14 protein-coding genes are annotated in these 15,362 nt (G+C 42.4%); 6 read left to right on the plus strand and 8 right to left on the minus strand.

The annotated features are described in order from the left end of the window. Nucleotides 1-131: 131 nt before the first annotated feature. From ACK4HU_RS09005 to ACK4HU_RS09030, 6 genes are all read right to left on the minus strand, one after another. A complete protein-coding gene (locus ACK4HU_RS09005; RefSeq protein WP_409805769.1) occupies nucleotides 132-458 on the minus strand; it encodes a DUF4870 domain-containing protein in 327 nt (108 codons plus the stop codon). A gap of 87 nt (nucleotides 459-545) precedes the next feature. Continuing rightward, complete coding sequence (locus ACK4HU_RS09010) at nucleotides 546-1,850, minus strand: hypothetical protein (RefSeq protein ID WP_409805771.1); 1,305 nt, start codon at nucleotides 1,848-1,850, stop codon at nucleotides 546-548. 1 nt (nucleotide 1,851) lies between these two features. Then, entirely contained in the window at nucleotides 1,852-2,250 is a 399-nt protein-coding gene (locus tag ACK4HU_RS09015) for a hypothetical protein (protein WP_409805774.1), read from the minus strand. 133 nt (nucleotides 2,251-2,383) lie between these two features. Continuing rightward, on the minus strand, nucleotides 2,384-2,875 hold the full coding sequence (locus ACK4HU_RS09020) for a hypothetical protein (RefSeq protein ID WP_409805777.1): 492 nt from the start codon (nucleotides 2,873-2,875) through the stop codon (nucleotides 2,384-2,386). Between the two features lie 202 nt (nucleotides 2,876-3,077). After that, the gene (locus tag ACK4HU_RS09025) at nucleotides 3,078-3,803 is read right to left on the minus strand and encodes a hypothetical protein (RefSeq protein WP_409805780.1); all 726 of its coding nucleotides are present in this window, start codon (nucleotides 3,801-3,803) and stop codon (nucleotides 3,078-3,080) included. 4 nt (nucleotides 3,804-3,807) lie between these two features. Further along, the gene (locus ACK4HU_RS09030) at nucleotides 3,808-5,154 is read right to left on the minus strand and encodes an OmpA family protein (RefSeq protein WP_409805782.1); all 1,347 of its coding nucleotides are present in this window, start codon (nucleotides 5,152-5,154) and stop codon (nucleotides 3,808-3,810) included. A 113-nt stretch (nucleotides 5,155-5,267) separates the two neighbouring features. Between ACK4HU_RS09030 and ACK4HU_RS09035 the strand changes: the two genes are divergently transcribed. After that, nucleotides 5,268-5,801, plus strand: a complete 534-nt coding sequence (locus ACK4HU_RS09035) for an RNA polymerase sigma factor (RefSeq protein WP_409805785.1) — start codon at nucleotides 5,268-5,270, stop codon at nucleotides 5,799-5,801. A 6-nt stretch (nucleotides 5,802-5,807) separates the two neighbouring features. After that, on the plus strand, nucleotides 5,808-6,527 hold the full coding sequence (locus ACK4HU_RS09040; protein WP_409805788.1) for a tetratricopeptide repeat protein: 720 nt from the start codon (nucleotides 5,808-5,810) through the stop codon (nucleotides 6,525-6,527). An 8-nt stretch (nucleotides 6,528-6,535) separates the two neighbouring features. Here ACK4HU_RS09040 and ACK4HU_RS09045 read toward each other — a convergent pair whose 3' ends face one another. Beyond that, the gene (locus ACK4HU_RS09045; protein WP_409805791.1) at nucleotides 6,536-9,421 is read right to left on the minus strand and encodes a CHAT domain-containing protein; all 2,886 of its coding nucleotides are present in this window, start codon (nucleotides 9,419-9,421) and stop codon (nucleotides 6,536-6,538) included. A gap of 564 nt (nucleotides 9,422-9,985) precedes the next feature. Here ACK4HU_RS09045 and ACK4HU_RS09050 point away from each other — a divergent pair. The 4 genes from ACK4HU_RS09050 to ACK4HU_RS09065 all read left to right on the plus strand — a co-directional run bounded on the left by ACK4HU_RS09050 (nucleotide 9,986) and on the right by ACK4HU_RS09065 (nucleotide 15,133). Further along, nucleotides 9,986-12,991, plus strand: a complete 3,006-nt coding sequence (locus ACK4HU_RS09050) for a PVC-type heme-binding CxxCH protein (RefSeq protein WP_409805793.1) — start codon at nucleotides 9,986-9,988, stop codon at nucleotides 12,989-12,991. A gap of 70 nt (nucleotides 12,992-13,061) precedes the next feature. Beyond that, entirely contained in the window at nucleotides 13,062-14,096 is a 1,035-nt protein-coding gene (locus ACK4HU_RS09055) for a YhcG family protein (protein ID WP_409805795.1), read from the plus strand. Then, nucleotides 14,093-14,293: a hypothetical protein gene (locus ACK4HU_RS09060; RefSeq protein WP_409805796.1), complete on the plus strand. Its 201-nt coding sequence runs from the start codon at nucleotides 14,093-14,095 to the stop codon at nucleotides 14,291-14,293. Before ACK4HU_RS09055 ends, ACK4HU_RS09060 begins: the two co-directional genes overlap by 4 nt. Nucleotides 14,294-14,524: 231 nt before the next feature. Beyond that, a complete protein-coding gene (locus ACK4HU_RS09065) occupies nucleotides 14,525-15,133 on the plus strand; it encodes a hypothetical protein (RefSeq protein ID WP_409805798.1) in 609 nt (202 codons plus the stop codon). On the opposite strand, the gene ACK4HU_RS09070 is transcribed toward ACK4HU_RS09065, so the two are convergent. Continuing rightward, on the minus strand, nucleotides 15,130-15,362 hold a 233-nt coding region (locus ACK4HU_RS09070), incomplete at its 5' end, for a hypothetical protein (protein WP_409805801.1). The genes ACK4HU_RS09065 and ACK4HU_RS09070 overlap by 4 nt on opposite strands.

Genomic DNA, 15,362 nt, shown 5'->3' on the forward strand with positions numbered 1-15,362 from the left:
TGCAAATGAAAAATCAGAAATTCATCAAGATTCCGATTTCGACTTATTTTAAATAAAAAAAAGCCAAAATCAATCGGCTCTTTTTTTAATTAAAAAATTAAGCTTTTAACTTTTAAAAGTTGTTTTTAAACTCATGCCCCAGCAAACCACTCCTCATACTTTTTACCCAAAATAGGCATCGGCTTCATCTGACCATTTATTGCAGCGATCAAACCCATCACCCACATATAGAATAGAATAAAGACCCCGACGATCACAATCAACCAACCCAAAATCGGAATTATCCCGATCAGCCCTATCGCAACGCCGCTTACAAAAAGACCCAACATCTGCCGAATATGGTACTGTGCAAATTCTGATTTTTTCTCATTGTTCATTACAAATGCGATGATCAGTCCTATGACTGTGAGGTAAGCGATCATCCCGATCTGCTTGCCGTCTGTTTCTTGCGTTTCCATAAATTTTATTTTGTTGAATTAATTTGAATTGCGTTTTTTACTTAATTTATTCTGGATTTTTATAGCCTTATATCCAAAAAAATCTGTCTAGAAACCACCCATGCTTTTGTACCCCGATCCATCAAAGCTCTTGGATGAGGATTCATTGTAAGTCATGAAAATGGATGAGCGTCCATCTTGAAATCCTGTGAGCATATAAGTTTTACCACTGGAATCTGCGATGTATCCAAGCCCAAAATGCCCAGTGAGTCTCTGAGTGAAATTAGGATCCAACCTGACCTGACCCGGATCAGCTAAATAGATCGAATAAGTCTTTCCTTCATGCTTTCCTTTATATTCAACACTGTCGAATTTATGTCCACCCTGGCCTTTACTCAGCTTTTTACCAGTTGGCTTGAACAGGTCGAAAAATGAGTCACCTCCCGGTCGATCGGGTATCCCTCCCATTTCAGGTGATGTCCCGGCACCCATTTTGAATGAGTAATTACCTTCTGAAGATTTGGTGAAACTCAGAAAATCGCCCGAGTGAGTGAAGATCTGGTTCACTTCACCACTGACCTTTTCGGCAATCAAGGCCTCATTCCCAGAGTGATCCATCAGTGAAGCGCCTGTATGAGTATCGAAATAAAAATAACTCGCCATTTCTCCTTCAGGTGCACTGATATAAAATCCGATTTTGCGGTTAAACTGAAACCTACTTCCAAGATTTTGATTCTGTTTGACTCCTCTACCTGCATTTGGGGCTATCCCTCCAACTCCTGAAACTTCTCGACCCTCAGACCCTCCTGGATTTCCGCCGTCTTCGTCTTCCAAAATTTTGACATCTGTCCTTTTTGGATCTTCCAACCGCTCCACTTTTGTTTTCGGATCGTCCTCAATTCGCTCGATAGTGGATCGCTTTGGTTCTACAATTCGTTCTATTTTAGTCCGAGGACCATCTTCGATTCGCTCGACATTTGGTATTGGTCCGTCTTCGATTCGATCAATTTGGGTTGGAGTAGGATCAGTGATGATCGGAACATTCGGTTTTACCGGTTCTCCCGGAAGCCGTTCCACTTTGGGTTTAGGCCCATCTTCGATTCTTTCGACCTTGGTTTTAGGTCCATCTTCAATTCGATCTACCATTGTAGTTGGACTGTCATCTAAACGTACAACCTTCGTTTTAGGAGCATCTTCCATTCGCACAACTTTGTTTGTCGGGCCATCCTCAATGCGCTCAACTTGAGATTTTACCGGATCTTGGATTCTTGGAACCTCCGTATACTGGGCATCTACTCGCTCTACTTTTGGTTTTTCAGCATCAGATTTTCGGACGACTTTTAGCTTTTGCTGTGCAAAAATCACTGAAAACAATAGGCCCAAACAAATTGTCAGAAGTGATTTTCTCTTCATTTTATTGCCCTTGAAGTTTAAATCGATGCTCAAGAACCTTGGTAGGCCTGCTGTCTTTGTAATTGATTGTTGTCTTGATGTACCCCGTGTACCGATTGGTTCCGTGCTCTCGATCATAGTGGATTTCATACTTTTTATTGGCCACACGATCATCATTGAAAAAGACTCCGGAGTAGCGGTCCAAGCGGTCCTCTGAACTGATAAGCTTTGGAGCCTGATTCCAAGTTTTTGTCAGTTGCACTTCTGTCCCCACCATTTGATAGAGAAGGGTTTTCCCACTTTTGATTTCGAATTTTGGCGTAGTCGCATTGGATTGGACATTGACAAAAACCAAGTTTTGGCCTTGAGATAAGGATATCAAACCCAAGATTAGAAAAGCTGTAAATAAGATTGATTTCATGTTTTTAGTATTTGATTTTAAGGTCACATAGCCAGTCCCATCCGCCGCAACGGATTGGGAGAATTTTCGCACCTGCCTGCCAGTAGGAAAGTGACAGGCACAATTTCATGGTCTATTTGATAAAATGATGGAATTACTTCACTGAAAAAACAAGGGTAGCCGAGGAAACCGTTCCCATCACCCCAACTGGTCCGGCCTCCAAGGTTACCTCATAGTTTCCAGCGGGAATTTTGCTTGATAAATCCGGCTTACCGGAGGCAGTTGTCAACTGAGAAACAAAATCAAAAGTCTCTACAGGCATCAACATATCTCCCGGAAAAAAAGGCATCGGTGTTCGCTCTTGTTTGGAGATGACTCTTCCATCCTTTTTCAAAGTCGTGCGAAACCAAATAATGGCGACTTCATTTCCAGATTCGGTTTTTGCAAGTCCTTTTCCTTCAAAGCTGAACTGGATCGGATAAGCCTGATCTCTCATAGCAGCATAGAGGTCTACGGCATTGGAAGACTTGAGCGATAGCTCTTTTTTAGAAGTCCCATCGACAACTAACTTTCCTTTGATTTCTTGGGCGATGGTTTGGTTTGAAAGAATCAAACCAAAAAAGATTAGATACAGTAAGTTTTTCATAAAATTAAGCAGTTTTGAATTTGAGTATTAGTTTAAATTTTATTGATTGAGATTAACAAATCCAGTGATATTTTTTCCTGATGAAATTGGCCCGATTACACACATGTGGGCATGCTTCGCCAAGTTCAGCAGCGGTGACTTAGTTACCTTTGGTGACTGAACTAGAACTGATGCTGAACCTGTTAAATCAAGAAATTATGTGTTAAAGTTTAGCAAGTATTTCTTTAGCTAGAATTCCTGCTTTGGATTTTGAAGTTTCCATGTCTCCATTGAGATTAACCCGAACGATGAAGGTCACTCCGTTTTCGTAGACGGAAAGTGAATTCTGTCCCGGCATCCAAACGGCCAACTCTCCCACTCCAGAGACCTTTTCCCTGCTCAAATCACCCATCATACCTTTTCCTAGATCACCTGCCATTTTACTTTGATCCTTGGAAAGCGTGCCATCAGCTACCTTTTCCTCCATTTTAGCGTTCATCGCTTGGTCAAGATTCTTCAGATCCTCTTCGGTGAGTTCTCTGTTCATGTATTCAAAGTCTTGCTTAGAAATAAGAGCCAATCCATCTAGCTGCACCAGTTCCATCACTGGTACTTCGAGATTCATGGCGCCTACGCTCATCATTCTGGTTCTTCCCTGATCCCAGGTATATGCAATGGAATGGTATTTTGGACTGATGTTTTGATTGTAATTTTCAATAGCCTCTTCTGCATTATATCCAGTAATTTTAGCCGCCATTTGTACAGTTAGCAGCTCGTCAAGTTTACCGGTGTATTTATCCAGAGATTTGGTTCCTGAGGCTTTATCGGCAATCTTGATGGCTTCAGAAACTTCAGATTTGAGTTCGTTCTGTTTGCTGTCAGATCCGCATGAATTGCTCATGAGCAATAGCACGAGCGGAAGTAATAGAATCAAAGAATAGCTCTTCATAACTTTATTTTTTGATGAATTCTACACGTCTGTTTTGGGCTTTGCCTGCAAGGGTCTTATTGTCACCTATTGGTTCGGATTCACCTTTGCCATCCGTATCCAATCTGGAGGCAGCGATACCATAATCCTTACTCAAGGCGTTTTTCACTGCATCAGCTCGTTTTTGAGACAGGATGAGATTAAGATTCTCATCCCCATCGCTGTCTGTATGACCGACAATCTGCACATTGACCGATGGATTTTCCTGAAGTACTACAGCGATTTCCTTTAGAACCCCAGCAGATTCAGGTTTGATGTTAGCCGACCCCGAGTCAAACACGATCCCTTGAGTGATAAATTTTCCTTCGGTGATCAACTTGGAGCGTGTGTCCGGTGCGCCTACTGCAAACCTGAGATTGCTCATCAAAAATTCTCTGTTTTCAAGATAATAGGTAATCATACCCATTGTAAATCTGTAAGCTCCGGCTTCAGTGAAGGCTCGGGGGATATCCCAGATTTTCTCTTCATTTATATAAACTCGTAGCCTGGATTTCTGTCTCCAGATGGATATTCGGGCAAAAGTGTAATCCTCGCCTTCCGGTATATAGTATTGAGATTGATTTTTATTATTGGCCAATTTTGCAGCCCCGTATTCATCAAAAGTATTAAAGTAGACTCTTCCAAGAGCTTCAATACCGACTTCAACCGCATTTTCCCGATATCCATCCAGTAGCCCTCGACCATTGGATTCATCCAAAAACATGATTTGAGTATAGGCTTGGTTTTCCTTGAATGTGCCTAAATCAAACTCAATCGTAAAATTTTCCGGCAACACTTCCAAAAACTCCGGATAAAGTACGCCATCGTCTTTAAATGCTAGCCATTTACCATCCAAGCCTGATATCGTGACCACCTCACCGGATGAATTGGTATTCCATCTGGCAGGAAAATCTCCGATTGCATCCTGTGAAAAGTCTTCAAAGGCAATCACCTTCTCTCCCGGCACAAAATCGAATTTGGAGTATGCTTGTAGACTGGGATTAGAAAGACCGGCCTGGGTGGAATTAGAACTAGAGGAACTAGAATTGGAAGCTCCGCTATCTGTGGAATTTTCTCTATTTCCAGTATCCTGCTCCATCTCTTCTGGTGAAGAAGATTTTTGATCTTTGGCAGACTTATCTTTCTTTTTGAAAACTGAACCAATACCGTCCTCAATCTTATTTAGTGCTTTATCGACAGATTGATCTGCCCGAATTTCCACCCGGTTATTTGTTTGATTTTTGGTGTTGTTTACTACCCGCTGCCCCGTATTTTGAGCTTTGGCACAGACTGAAATCGATAGAAACATTACCAGTGTTAAAAATTTTTGCATGGCGTTTTTTGTAATGATTTGATTGTTGGTGTAGAAAAGTCGCCGAGGTAAACATTCCCCTTCGAAAAAAAATCAAAAAAAATTATGTTTACTTTGAGGCACTTTTTGAACAAATGGAAAAAGAGACACAGATCGCTTTATTGAAAGCAGGGGACCGAGAAACTATCAAAACCATTTATCTGGACAATCAGCAGGGGTTTCGGCTTTTTGCAAAGCGTTATACTATTGACATCGAAGAGATCAACAATACCTATCAAGATGCGGTAATTGCGCTAGTGGAAAATGCCGCCAAAGGAAAACTTGATGAATTACAGAGCAGCATTAGTACCTACCTATTCGGTATCGGCAAGTATTTGATCTTCAAATCCAATAAGTTCAGCGATAGAAAAGTCAATCTTGACGCTGAGGAGATTGAATCTATTCCTTGGGAAACCTATGAAGAGGAATCCAAAGACGAAGAAATAAAGGAGCTTAAGGCCCAGTTTGAAAAGCTGGGAACAAAGTGTAAAGAGTTGCTTAGGCTATTTTATTATGAGGCAAAAAGCATGGATGAAATCTACTTGCAACTGGGGTATGTATCCAAAGATGTGCTGAAAAGCACCAAATCGAGATGTCTGAAAAGTCTCAAAGAGTCAATGAAAAAATAAAGAACCATGGATCAGGAGGAATTGATAAACGCATATTTGGAGGGAACACTAAGTCCCGAAGATCAAAAACTCTTTGAGAATCTGGTCGAACAAAATCCCGAATATAGGGCCGAACTGGAAGTGCAACGAAAACTCAAAGCGGTCATCTCCTTATCCGAACGAGAATCACTGAGAGGTTTTCTGGAAAATATTGAAAGCAGTACAAAACCTAGAGCGACCACAAGTCTTAAATCTTGGCTTTACTCTGCATCTGCAGCGTGTTTGGTCGTGATGGCCGGCTATTTTCTATGGACTACATTATCCATGTCTCCCGGTGAAAAACTCTATGCTCGGCACTATGAAACCTATCCAAACTTAGTCGCTCCAAGTAGTCGAGGCGAAAGTTCATCTGGAATGAAAGCTGAGGCATTTTTGGCCTATGACAATGGAGATTTTGCCAAAGCAGCAGGTTTTTTTGAGCAGCTTCAGGCACAACCCAACTCAGATTTCGCTTTGCTCTATTTGGGAATTTGCCAACTCGAACTTGGTCGTCCCGAAAAAGCGATTCCTATCCTTAATCGTATTTCATCAAAAAGTGAATCCAAAGAAATTGCTTCCTGGTATGAGGCCTTAGGATATTTCAAACTGAATATGCTGGACAAAGGAAAAGCAGCGCTTCAGGTCACGGCAGCCAAACCCAATCCATTTCAAAACGAGTCACAGGAAATTTTAAAAACGCTGAAGTAAGTCTGAGATCAATAATACCTCGCTTTTTCTCTCCAAAAATAGAGGCCTAATCCAGCGAAAATCAGAACTCCCAACACTCCAATCCAAACTGGAAAAACAGTAGCCTGAATCGGGTCCAACTGTCCATTGATCACAAATCCTGCCCAGAATATAGGATGCTTTTTCAATGGATTTTCCTTAAGAAAACGACGTTTTGACTCAGCCAATGCTTGATCCTTTGGGAGTCCTTTTTTTATTTCTTCATAGAAAAAAATCATCAACTCAGAAGTTTCCTTGTCCGGCACTTCCCAAAGGCTGTAGACACTGCTTTTCACTCCTGCAAAAGTCAATGCTCTTGAAAGACTAGCTAAGCCCTCTCCAGGTTGCAGCTGTCCAACTCCGGTATTGCAAGCACTTAGGACGACCATTTCTGAAGGGAAATTCATCTGATAGAGTTCGTCGAGTTTCAGCCGTTCGGCATTCGCAAAGACCAAAGCAGACTGATCGAAATTCTCCTCCAGCTGCTCGGTGTGCATCGCTAGATGATGGATGCGATAATTGGCAAAACTTGCCACAAAATTCCGCTTGCTTGCTTCCTTACCCACTTTTGCTTCCCCAGAGTGATAAGAAACAATCCGCTTAGTTTCCTCCAGATTATTCTTGATATCGCTGAATGGAGTGCCTTCATAGGACGGAGCAAAACCTATTAGGAAATCCGGATTAAAACTCGTTTCAACGGGATTGCGATACTTGAGCAGCTTGAAGGAATGCTGATAGGCGATTGGTATTTTTTCTATAAAGAAGTCAGCCCCATCTTCACTCAACACCTCAAAAGGCAATAAATGGAGGAAATCATCAGGAATAATTTGAAGTCGCTTTCCATTTTCAATGGAAAATGGATCAAGCAGGGCGTGAAAAAGCGCCTGAGAATACTTAGAATAATTTGGTTTGATTTCAAGAATCGAGGCTCGAAGGTGGTTCACATTTTCTTCCAAAATCTTGACCTCCCCCAATTGACGAACTACAAACTCCTGCGAATTGATCAGTACTCCAAAAACCTCCTTATCCGCCACATAAAACTTCAGCACTTGCTCGTCTTCGGGAATTAAATTTTGAAACACCTTCATATCAAAGTCCGCTCCTGAAAAAAAATCAAAGGTCCGCTCTTCAGCGATATCTCTTCCGATTTTTTCCAATGCAAGCTTCAATTCCCTTTTTTCGGATTGGGAGGAAATCGAATCACTTAACCCTTCCAACTCCAATTGCTTCAGGTTAAACTCACTAATCATTTGGGCAGTTTTTCCCAGTGTTTCCTCATTTTTGCTTACAAATTTCTTCCAAAGTTCCTGAGATGCATTCTCCTCCAGCAAATTCAAGGAAGATATTATAGAGTCTTGATTGACCATCGAAGTCTCAGCCAGCAAGCTCAGCACTCCCCCTTTGATTTCCTTATTGAGCGTCTCCAGCCAGGCATTGTAGGAGCCTTTGAGATAATATTCGTGAAACATCTCAGCTGCAAGTTGGTAGAAGTTGTAAGCCCGATTAAAATCGGATTTATGGCCTGTTTTCCTGAAAAAATCCCGATAAATATTCCCACTTCGAATGATGATTGTGATATGACGATCCGTATTCATCCCGTTGAAATCCCGGTAATTCAAATTCTCCAAATCACCTTCTGAAAGCTCCTTCTCAAGCAATTCTGAATAAATCCTGACGATCAAATCTTTTGCTTCCTCTCCTTTTCCCAGGTTATTCAAGAGTTCGGCCTTCAGCACCATCACAGTGTAGGTGCTTGAACCTCGATATCCCATTTCTTCAAGCAATCGCAAGCTTTCCTCAGCATATTCCAGTGATCGACTGTATGCCTTATCGTAATAATAAACCAAAGCCAAATTGGCCGCATACTTCATCTGATAGAAATTACTAAGTGGGATATCTTGCATTTTCTGGTAGTAGAACTTTGACTTGTCGTACTGCTCCAGCACCTTAAATAAGGCTCCGGCACTTTCATAGATCGTCAATTGGTAATGGTGTCTGGCAGTGCGGAATTCAGGATTCATTTCCTGCATAAAATCCTCAACTTCTAAAATCAACTTCTCCATATTTTCCGAATCACGGACAAGCTCAAAAAACTGTGACTTATTTAAGTGCTGATTGATTTTCATCAGGTGAATTTGATCCGCCTCCAGTGTGTCTGACTTCTCAGCCTCTTGGATGTAGTTATCAAAAAAGTTCACCAAGTCTGCAGAAGCCTGCTTATTCCCATATTCACACTCAGTGTAGACTATGTTTCTGACCATACTGGTCACATTTTTAAAGTTTGATATTGCATAGTCTTTAATAATGTTAAAGGCCTTGTAATAATTTAAAATAGCCTTGTTTTGAAAGCCCAAATTGTAATACGCATATCCAAGATTGTTCAAGGTTAAAGCAAGCGTAATTTTGTCCGATTCGGGTTGTTTTTCGAACAGCGCTACGGCTTTTTCAAAAGCTTGCACTGCCTTGGCAGTTTGCCCACTTTCATCGTATAAAAATCCCTGAGCAGCATAAAATCCAGCCCATTTTTCGGGTGCCATAGCTTGCAATTCTGCTTTTTCTGCCACTTCTGAAGCCAGTTTGAGACCTTTTTCAGCTTGATCATTTTCTCCCAAAGCCTCCAGAAACAGGACATAAAACTGGATTAGCTCCTCGGGATTGGGTTTCAATACTCCCAATTGGATTTCCAGATCCAACTTTTCGATCTCAGGTAAAAGCATCTCTGGAGAAAGCTCTTCCCGCTGTTTTTCTAAGACAGAAAGCTGCCACTCAAAAGTGGAGGGCGGAAGCTCCTTGGATTCAGGGGCATTGGAATCAGTTTGGATAAAAAGTAAAAAAACTGAAAGCGACAAATAGAATAACCAACTCAGTTTAGGCACCTTATCAGGATTATTAGGGTGAAAAATTCTCTGGCTTGAAACCAAATTAAGAACTTTTGCAATAATTGCTAAAATAAGAATCAAAAATGTAATGAATGCTTCATTTGATGTTGTCTACTTCTGGAAATACAAGATTTACTTTATTGCAAGGTGTAGAAATAAAAGCCTGAGATACAAGTATAATATGTAAATGATAAAGAGTAAGTAGCAAGTAGGTGGGCAGGCCAAAAAGCAACCTTTGGAGAAATCTAAAGCTGTGTAGCCCAATGTTTTTTCTGTTGTAAAAACCCTTTGCGCTCCTTCGAGTTCTCTATGGCTAAAAACCAAACAGGAATGTGGTTCTTTTGAGACCTGATTCCCTAAACAACCTTTTTCTCTGCGATCTCCTGTGGTAAAAAAAATATCCAGTTGCTAGTCCTAGTTAGCAGAACCTTGAAAATTGTCCCGATTGTTATCGGGATGAATTTGATAATTGATCATTTTCCTCTTTGGTAAACAGCACCTTATCCCCTATTTTGCTTTGCAGTCTGATTTTTTGCCTGCCAACCCCAAAAAACCAAACCTATGAATAAGCCTCTCCTTGCACTGCTCCTTGCTTCCGCAATGATCTTTTCCTGCGAAAAACCCATTCCTCAACTTTCCGAAGAGGAGTACGCTGCCCTGACCGACGAACAAAAACGCTCGGTGGAGCATGCACTCGATGGCATCCAAGTCATGGATGATCGCCTGGAACTGACGCTTTTTGCATCCGAACCCATGATGACCAATCCAACCAATATGGACATCGATGATCGTGGCCGGATTTGGATCACGGAGGCCTACAACTACCGCATGCATCTTAATCCTAAAAATCCAACCCAAGCCGAAGGTGACCGGATATTGATATTGGAAGACACCAATGGAGACGGCAAAGCCGATAAATCCACGGTCTTCTATCAGGGAACCGATATCAATGCAGCTTTGGGCATCGCCGTTTTTGGCAATAAAATCTTTGTTTCCGTCAGCCCGAATGTCTTTGTCTTCACGGACGAAAACGGGGACGACGTACCGGACAGCAAAGAGGTCCTCTTCACCGGAGTTGGCGGAGTGCAGCACGATCACGGCATGCACGCTTTTACTTTTGCGCCGGATGGTAAGCTTTATTTCAACTATGGAAATGAAGGCAAAGGACTGCACAAAGGGGACGGTTCGCCGATCCTCGATCCGATGGGTCGACCGGTTAACTCCACTACTGCACCGTATCAGGAAGGAATGGTTTTCCGTTGCGATCCCGACGGCAGCAATGTGGAAATCCTAGGTTGGAACTTCCGAAACAACTACGAAGTGGCCGTGGACAGCTACGGACGCATGTGGCAAAGTGATAACGACGACGACGGCAACCGCTCCACTCGGATCAACTTTGTGATGGACTATGGCAACTACGGCTTCAAGGACGAATTCACGAAAACAGACTGGAGAACCCGACGCATCAATATGGAGGACTCCGTATGGCAGCAGCATTGGCATCTCAACGATCCCGGCGTAGTACCAAACTTGGTGCAGACTTATGCAGGTTCGCCCACAGGAATTCTCGTCTATGAGGGCAAACTCCTCCCTTCCGAATACCAAAACCAAGTTATTCACGCCGATGCCGGACCCAATGTGATCCGCATGTATCCCGTTGAGACTTCCGGCGCGGGTTTTACCGGAGTGGCAGAACCTATCCTCGATGGCAACAAACGCGACAATTGGTTTCGGCCATCCGATGTGACCGTGGCTCCTGACGGCTCGATCTTTATCTCCGACTGGTACGATCCAGGCGTGGGCGGGCATGCTGTGGGCGATCAGGACAAAGGTCGTGTCTACCGACTTGCTCCGAAAAAGTCGAAATACCAAGTTTCCGCACCGGACTATTCTTCTGTGGAATCCTTGATCGAGTTGATTCAAAACCCCAACCGAGCCATTCACTTTAAGGCTTTTATAGCATTGAAGGAAAAAGGAGCCGAGGCAACAGCAGCCTTGGAAAAACTCTATGAATCCGAAGATTCCCGCATGAAAGCCCGTGCGTTTTGGTTGCTGACCAAGCTGCCAAATGGCAACGATTACATCCAAAAAGCCGCTGCCGATTCGGATGAAAATATCCGAGTAGCCGCAGTTCGTGCTTCCCGGATCAACAACATAAACGACGCCGACTTCCTGCTCACCATGGCTGAAGATGCTTCTGCTCAAGTGCGTAGGGAAGTGGCCGTGGCCATCCGATATGAAGATCAGCCTGCCGTCTGGCAAAAGCTGGCCGAGTCTTACAAATCCGGCGACCGCTGGTACTTGGAGGCATTGGGCATCGCGGCAGAATACCGATGGGACAGCTATCTGCCTGCTTATCTGGAGAAAGCGGGTGAAACCTGGAACATATCGGCTGAAGCAAAAGACCTAGTCTGGAGATCCAGATCAGCGCAAACTCCCGAATTGCTCGAGCAGATGATCCTGGCGGAAAATAGCCCTGCCGATCATCGCTATTATCGTGCTTTGGACTTCCAAAATGCAGATCTGAAAAATCAAACCCTCAAAAATCTATTGGCTAAAGGCCAAAACGAAGATCAGGTCATTATCCTTCGCCAAGCTGCTTTCGACACCCAAAAGCCGGATGCTACCCTGCTCAATCTTGCCAAAGCCAAGTCAGGAGAGATCGCCGACGACCGGGACTTCCTAGATATCGTGCGCAAATACCAACTCAAAGACCAAAAGGATCGCATTCTATCCATTGTCTATCAGGATAAAGACAACAGAATGGCAAGTGCCGCAGCAGGAGTCTACACCAACTTCTATGGATTGGGAGAAGTGGAAAAAGCGATGAAGGACCCGGATCAAGCAAAAGCCATCGCTGCTATACGGAAGTTTGGCGTGGTGGATAATAAGGAAGTCGCGATGCTGCTGAGTACATTCTGGATGGATCCAAATGCTCCCGCAGCGATCCGAACTGCCGCCATGGAACGAATGAGAGGCAGTCAGGCAGAGGCCTTACTTTGGGAATTTGCCAAAGCGGATCAAATCCCGGCAGACCTGCTACCGATCGCGCAGAAGACGCTGATGTCCTCTTGGACCTCCAATATCCGTCAACTCGCCACCGAGAAATACGGAAGCAGCGTAGAAAGCAACTATGACATTCCAAGGATGCTAGCCGCAACCGGAAATATCGAAAAAGGAAAGGTACTCGCCACCAGCTACTGCACCGCTTGCCATAAGATCGGAAGCGAAGGCATCGACTTCGGTCCGGCCTTAACCCAGATCGGAGACAAACTCAGCAAGGAAGCCCTGATCAACTCGATCATCAACCCATCCGAAGGCATGGGCTTCGGCTACGAAACCCAACTCGTCAAATTCAAAGACGGCAAGGAAATCACTTGCATCATCAACTCCAAAACCGAAAACGACCTGATCGTGAAGCTAGTCGGCATGGGCGAACAAACCATCTACAAGCTTGCCGACATCGAATCCATCACCCAGCTCGACGAATCCCTCATGCCCAAATTCCCACTAAGCGAAGAGGAATTGGTGGATCTGGTGAGTTATTTGGCAGGGTTGAGGAAGTAGAAAAACAAGTGAGATGGAATTTAATTTGAATTTATAGAATGCCCTTTAAGAAGACTTATGCTTTTCTTAAATGAAAAAAGAGGTGGTTTTACATAGTGAAATGATTTTCAAAGGCATTGAACAACTTATTGAAAATGCCAGAAAGCGTGTTGCAGTCTTTGTAAATGCAGAAACGACTTTGCTTTATTGGCAGATCGGGGATTATATCAACAAAGAATTTCTAAAAGAAGACAGAGGCATCTATGGTGCAAAAATTCTTGCGACGCTGTCGCAAGATTTGATAAAGACTTTTGGAAAGGGTTATTCTTATTCCGCATTGACCAGAATGTGCAAAGTTGCCAAGTCTTTCGATGCGGAAATTGTTGCAACACTGTCGCAACAATTGAGTTGGAGCCACTTCATCGAATTAGGAGCCCTAGAAAACCCACTTAAAAAAGATTTTTACAGCAAACTATGCATCTATGAAAAATGGAACGTCCGTACTCTACGAGATAAAATAGATTCTATGGTTTTTGAAAGGACAGCGATTTCTTCAAAACCAGAGCAGACCATCAAATCAGCATTATCCAATCTAAAAAATGAAGATAAACTTGATCCGGATTTAGTTTTTAGAAACACCTACGTCCTGGATTTTCTGAATCTACCACAAACATTTAAGGAAAAAGATCTGGAAACTGCTCTAATCGAGAATTTACAGCAGTTCATCATGGAATTAGGAAATGGATTTGCTTTCTTGGAAAGGCAGAAACGGATCGCTGTAGACAGTGTGGATTATCATCTGGATCTTCTTTTTTACCACAGAAAACTCAAAAGGCTTATTGCGATTGATCTAAAATTGGGAAAATTCAAACCAGAGCACAAAGCTCAGATGGAATTGTATTTGAGATGGTTACAAAAAAATGAGGTACAAGAAGGAGAAGAAAGTCCGATAGGCCTACTACTTTGCAGTGAGGGTAATATCGAACATATTGAGCTATTAATGCTGGATCAAAAAGAAATTAAGGCAGCGCAATACTTGACCGAATTGCCAGACAAGAAATGGTTTTCAGAGAAACTACATCGAGCGATGGAAATTGCGAAATCAAATCAAATTTCTGAAAAATGAAAGTAGCTACCTTCATCAACTCCAAAACGAAAAACGACCTGATCGTGAAGCTCGTCGGCATGGGTGAACAAACCATCTACAAGCTCGCCGACATCGAATCCATCACCCAAACGAACGAATCCTTAATGCCAAAATTCCCATTAAGCGAAGAGGAATTGGTGGATCTAGTGAGTTATTTGGCGGGGTTGAGGAAGTAGAGGTAAATATGTCAATTCTATATTTGGTAGGGATATTTGGGTGTTTTGAAAACTCACCCAGTCCAAGCCATCATTTGACTACGGCGATCGGGGGGAAAAATCAAATAAATAGTTAAATACAACAAAAAATAAACAGTCATAAATCACAGTGTTTATGGCGGTAATTGATCCAATAAAGACAAGTTACCGCCAAAAAATGGCGGGAATAATAAGTTACCTTCAATTCATCAAATGAAAAACATTTTTATATTATTATCCATTATTCTAGTAGGTTGCTCGACACAAAATTCACTTGAAAAAGAAGTGATCAATGCAACCTTCATGGATATGGTGGGAACTCAATATTACAAAGAACCCCTATCCATACCACCTTACAGACCAATTCACCCAGACTCCATCTATAACGAAATTGAGGGTGATATCGAACTCACAATTGAATTTGAAGGTGAAACCTATGAACCTAAGAATAGCTTAGCACTTGCGAATGAAAAGGCTTTGGAACGAAATAGACTATTGAAGGAATACACAAGTTTTGATTGGAGTCAATATAAAAAGGACTCTATCGAATGGCATAAACAACTAAACAATAACAAAAGAGACAAAAGGAATATTGTTTTATTAGTAAATGACTCGTTAATCAATCCAAATTTAGATTATCTTGACTTGACCTTTAGGTTAACTGAAGTAGGTTTTCAGACCAACATACAACTAGAAGAATCTTGGAGGGAATTGATGATCCAACTTGTTGAATCCAATTTTGAAAGCAAACACCTAAAATTTGAAGACTTTCCTAACATAGGAGAATACCACCTGTTTTGTGCGATGGGACACCCAAGCTAGTTTTTTTGGATAGCTTCGATTAATTCCATCTGTTCGGGAGTTGGTTTAAGAGGTATCGTGGTGTAGGTTTTTGAGTCAGGGAGAAGTACTTTGATTTGGTACATATTCTTAGTCAACTCAATGGCTCTATATGCAGAAAATGACGCATTGGCCTTTTTGAGTAGCCTTTCTAGTTCCTTAAACACCGCATAGGAAACAAAACAAATGCAGATATGTGTGCTTATTCTTT

The sequence above is a fragment of the Algoriphagus sp. genome (genome assembly GCF_046296635.1).
GTDB lineage: Bacteria > Bacteroidota > Bacteroidia > Cytophagales > Cyclobacteriaceae > Algoriphagus.

Bases quoted from the DNA above. Each gene is read 5' to 3' on its own strand.
- ACK4HU_RS09005 (WP_409805769.1), bottom strand. From the start codon at position 458: ATGGAAACGCAAGAAACAGACGGCAAGCAGATCGGGATGATCGCTTAC.
- ACK4HU_RS09010 (WP_409805771.1), bottom strand. From the start codon at position 1,850: ATGAAGAGAAAATCACTTCTGACAATTTGTTTGGGCCTATTGTTTTCA.
- ACK4HU_RS09015 (WP_409805774.1), bottom strand. From the start codon at position 2,250: ATGAAATCAATCTTATTTACAGCTTTTCTAATCTTGGGTTTGATATCC.
- ACK4HU_RS09020 (WP_409805777.1), bottom strand. From the start codon at position 2,875: ATGAAAAACTTACTGTATCTAATCTTTTTTGGTTTGATTCTTTCAAAC.
- ACK4HU_RS09025 (WP_409805780.1), bottom strand. From the start codon at position 3,803: ATGAAGAGCTATTCTTTGATTCTATTACTTCCGCTCGTGCTATTGCTC.
- ACK4HU_RS09030 (WP_409805782.1), bottom strand. From the start codon at position 5,154: ATGCAAAAATTTTTAACACTGGTAATGTTTCTATCGATTTCAGTCTGT.
- ACK4HU_RS09035 (WP_409805785.1), top strand. From the start codon at position 5,268: ATGGAAAAAGAGACACAGATCGCTTTATTGAAAGCAGGGGACCGAGAA.
- ACK4HU_RS09040 (WP_409805788.1), top strand. From the start codon at position 5,808: ATGGATCAGGAGGAATTGATAAACGCATATTTGGAGGGAACACTAAGT.
- ACK4HU_RS09050 (WP_409805793.1), top strand. From the start codon at position 9,986: ATGAATAAGCCTCTCCTTGCACTGCTCCTTGCTTCCGCAATGATCTTT.
- ACK4HU_RS09055 (WP_409805795.1), top strand. From the start codon at position 13,062: ATGAAAAAAGAGGTGGTTTTACATAGTGAAATGATTTTCAAAGGCATT.
- ACK4HU_RS09060 (WP_409805796.1), top strand. From the start codon at position 14,093: ATGAAAGTAGCTACCTTCATCAACTCCAAAACGAAAAACGACCTGATC.
- ACK4HU_RS09065 (WP_409805798.1), top strand. From the start codon at position 14,525: ATGAAAAACATTTTTATATTATTATCCATTATTCTAGTAGGTTGCTCG.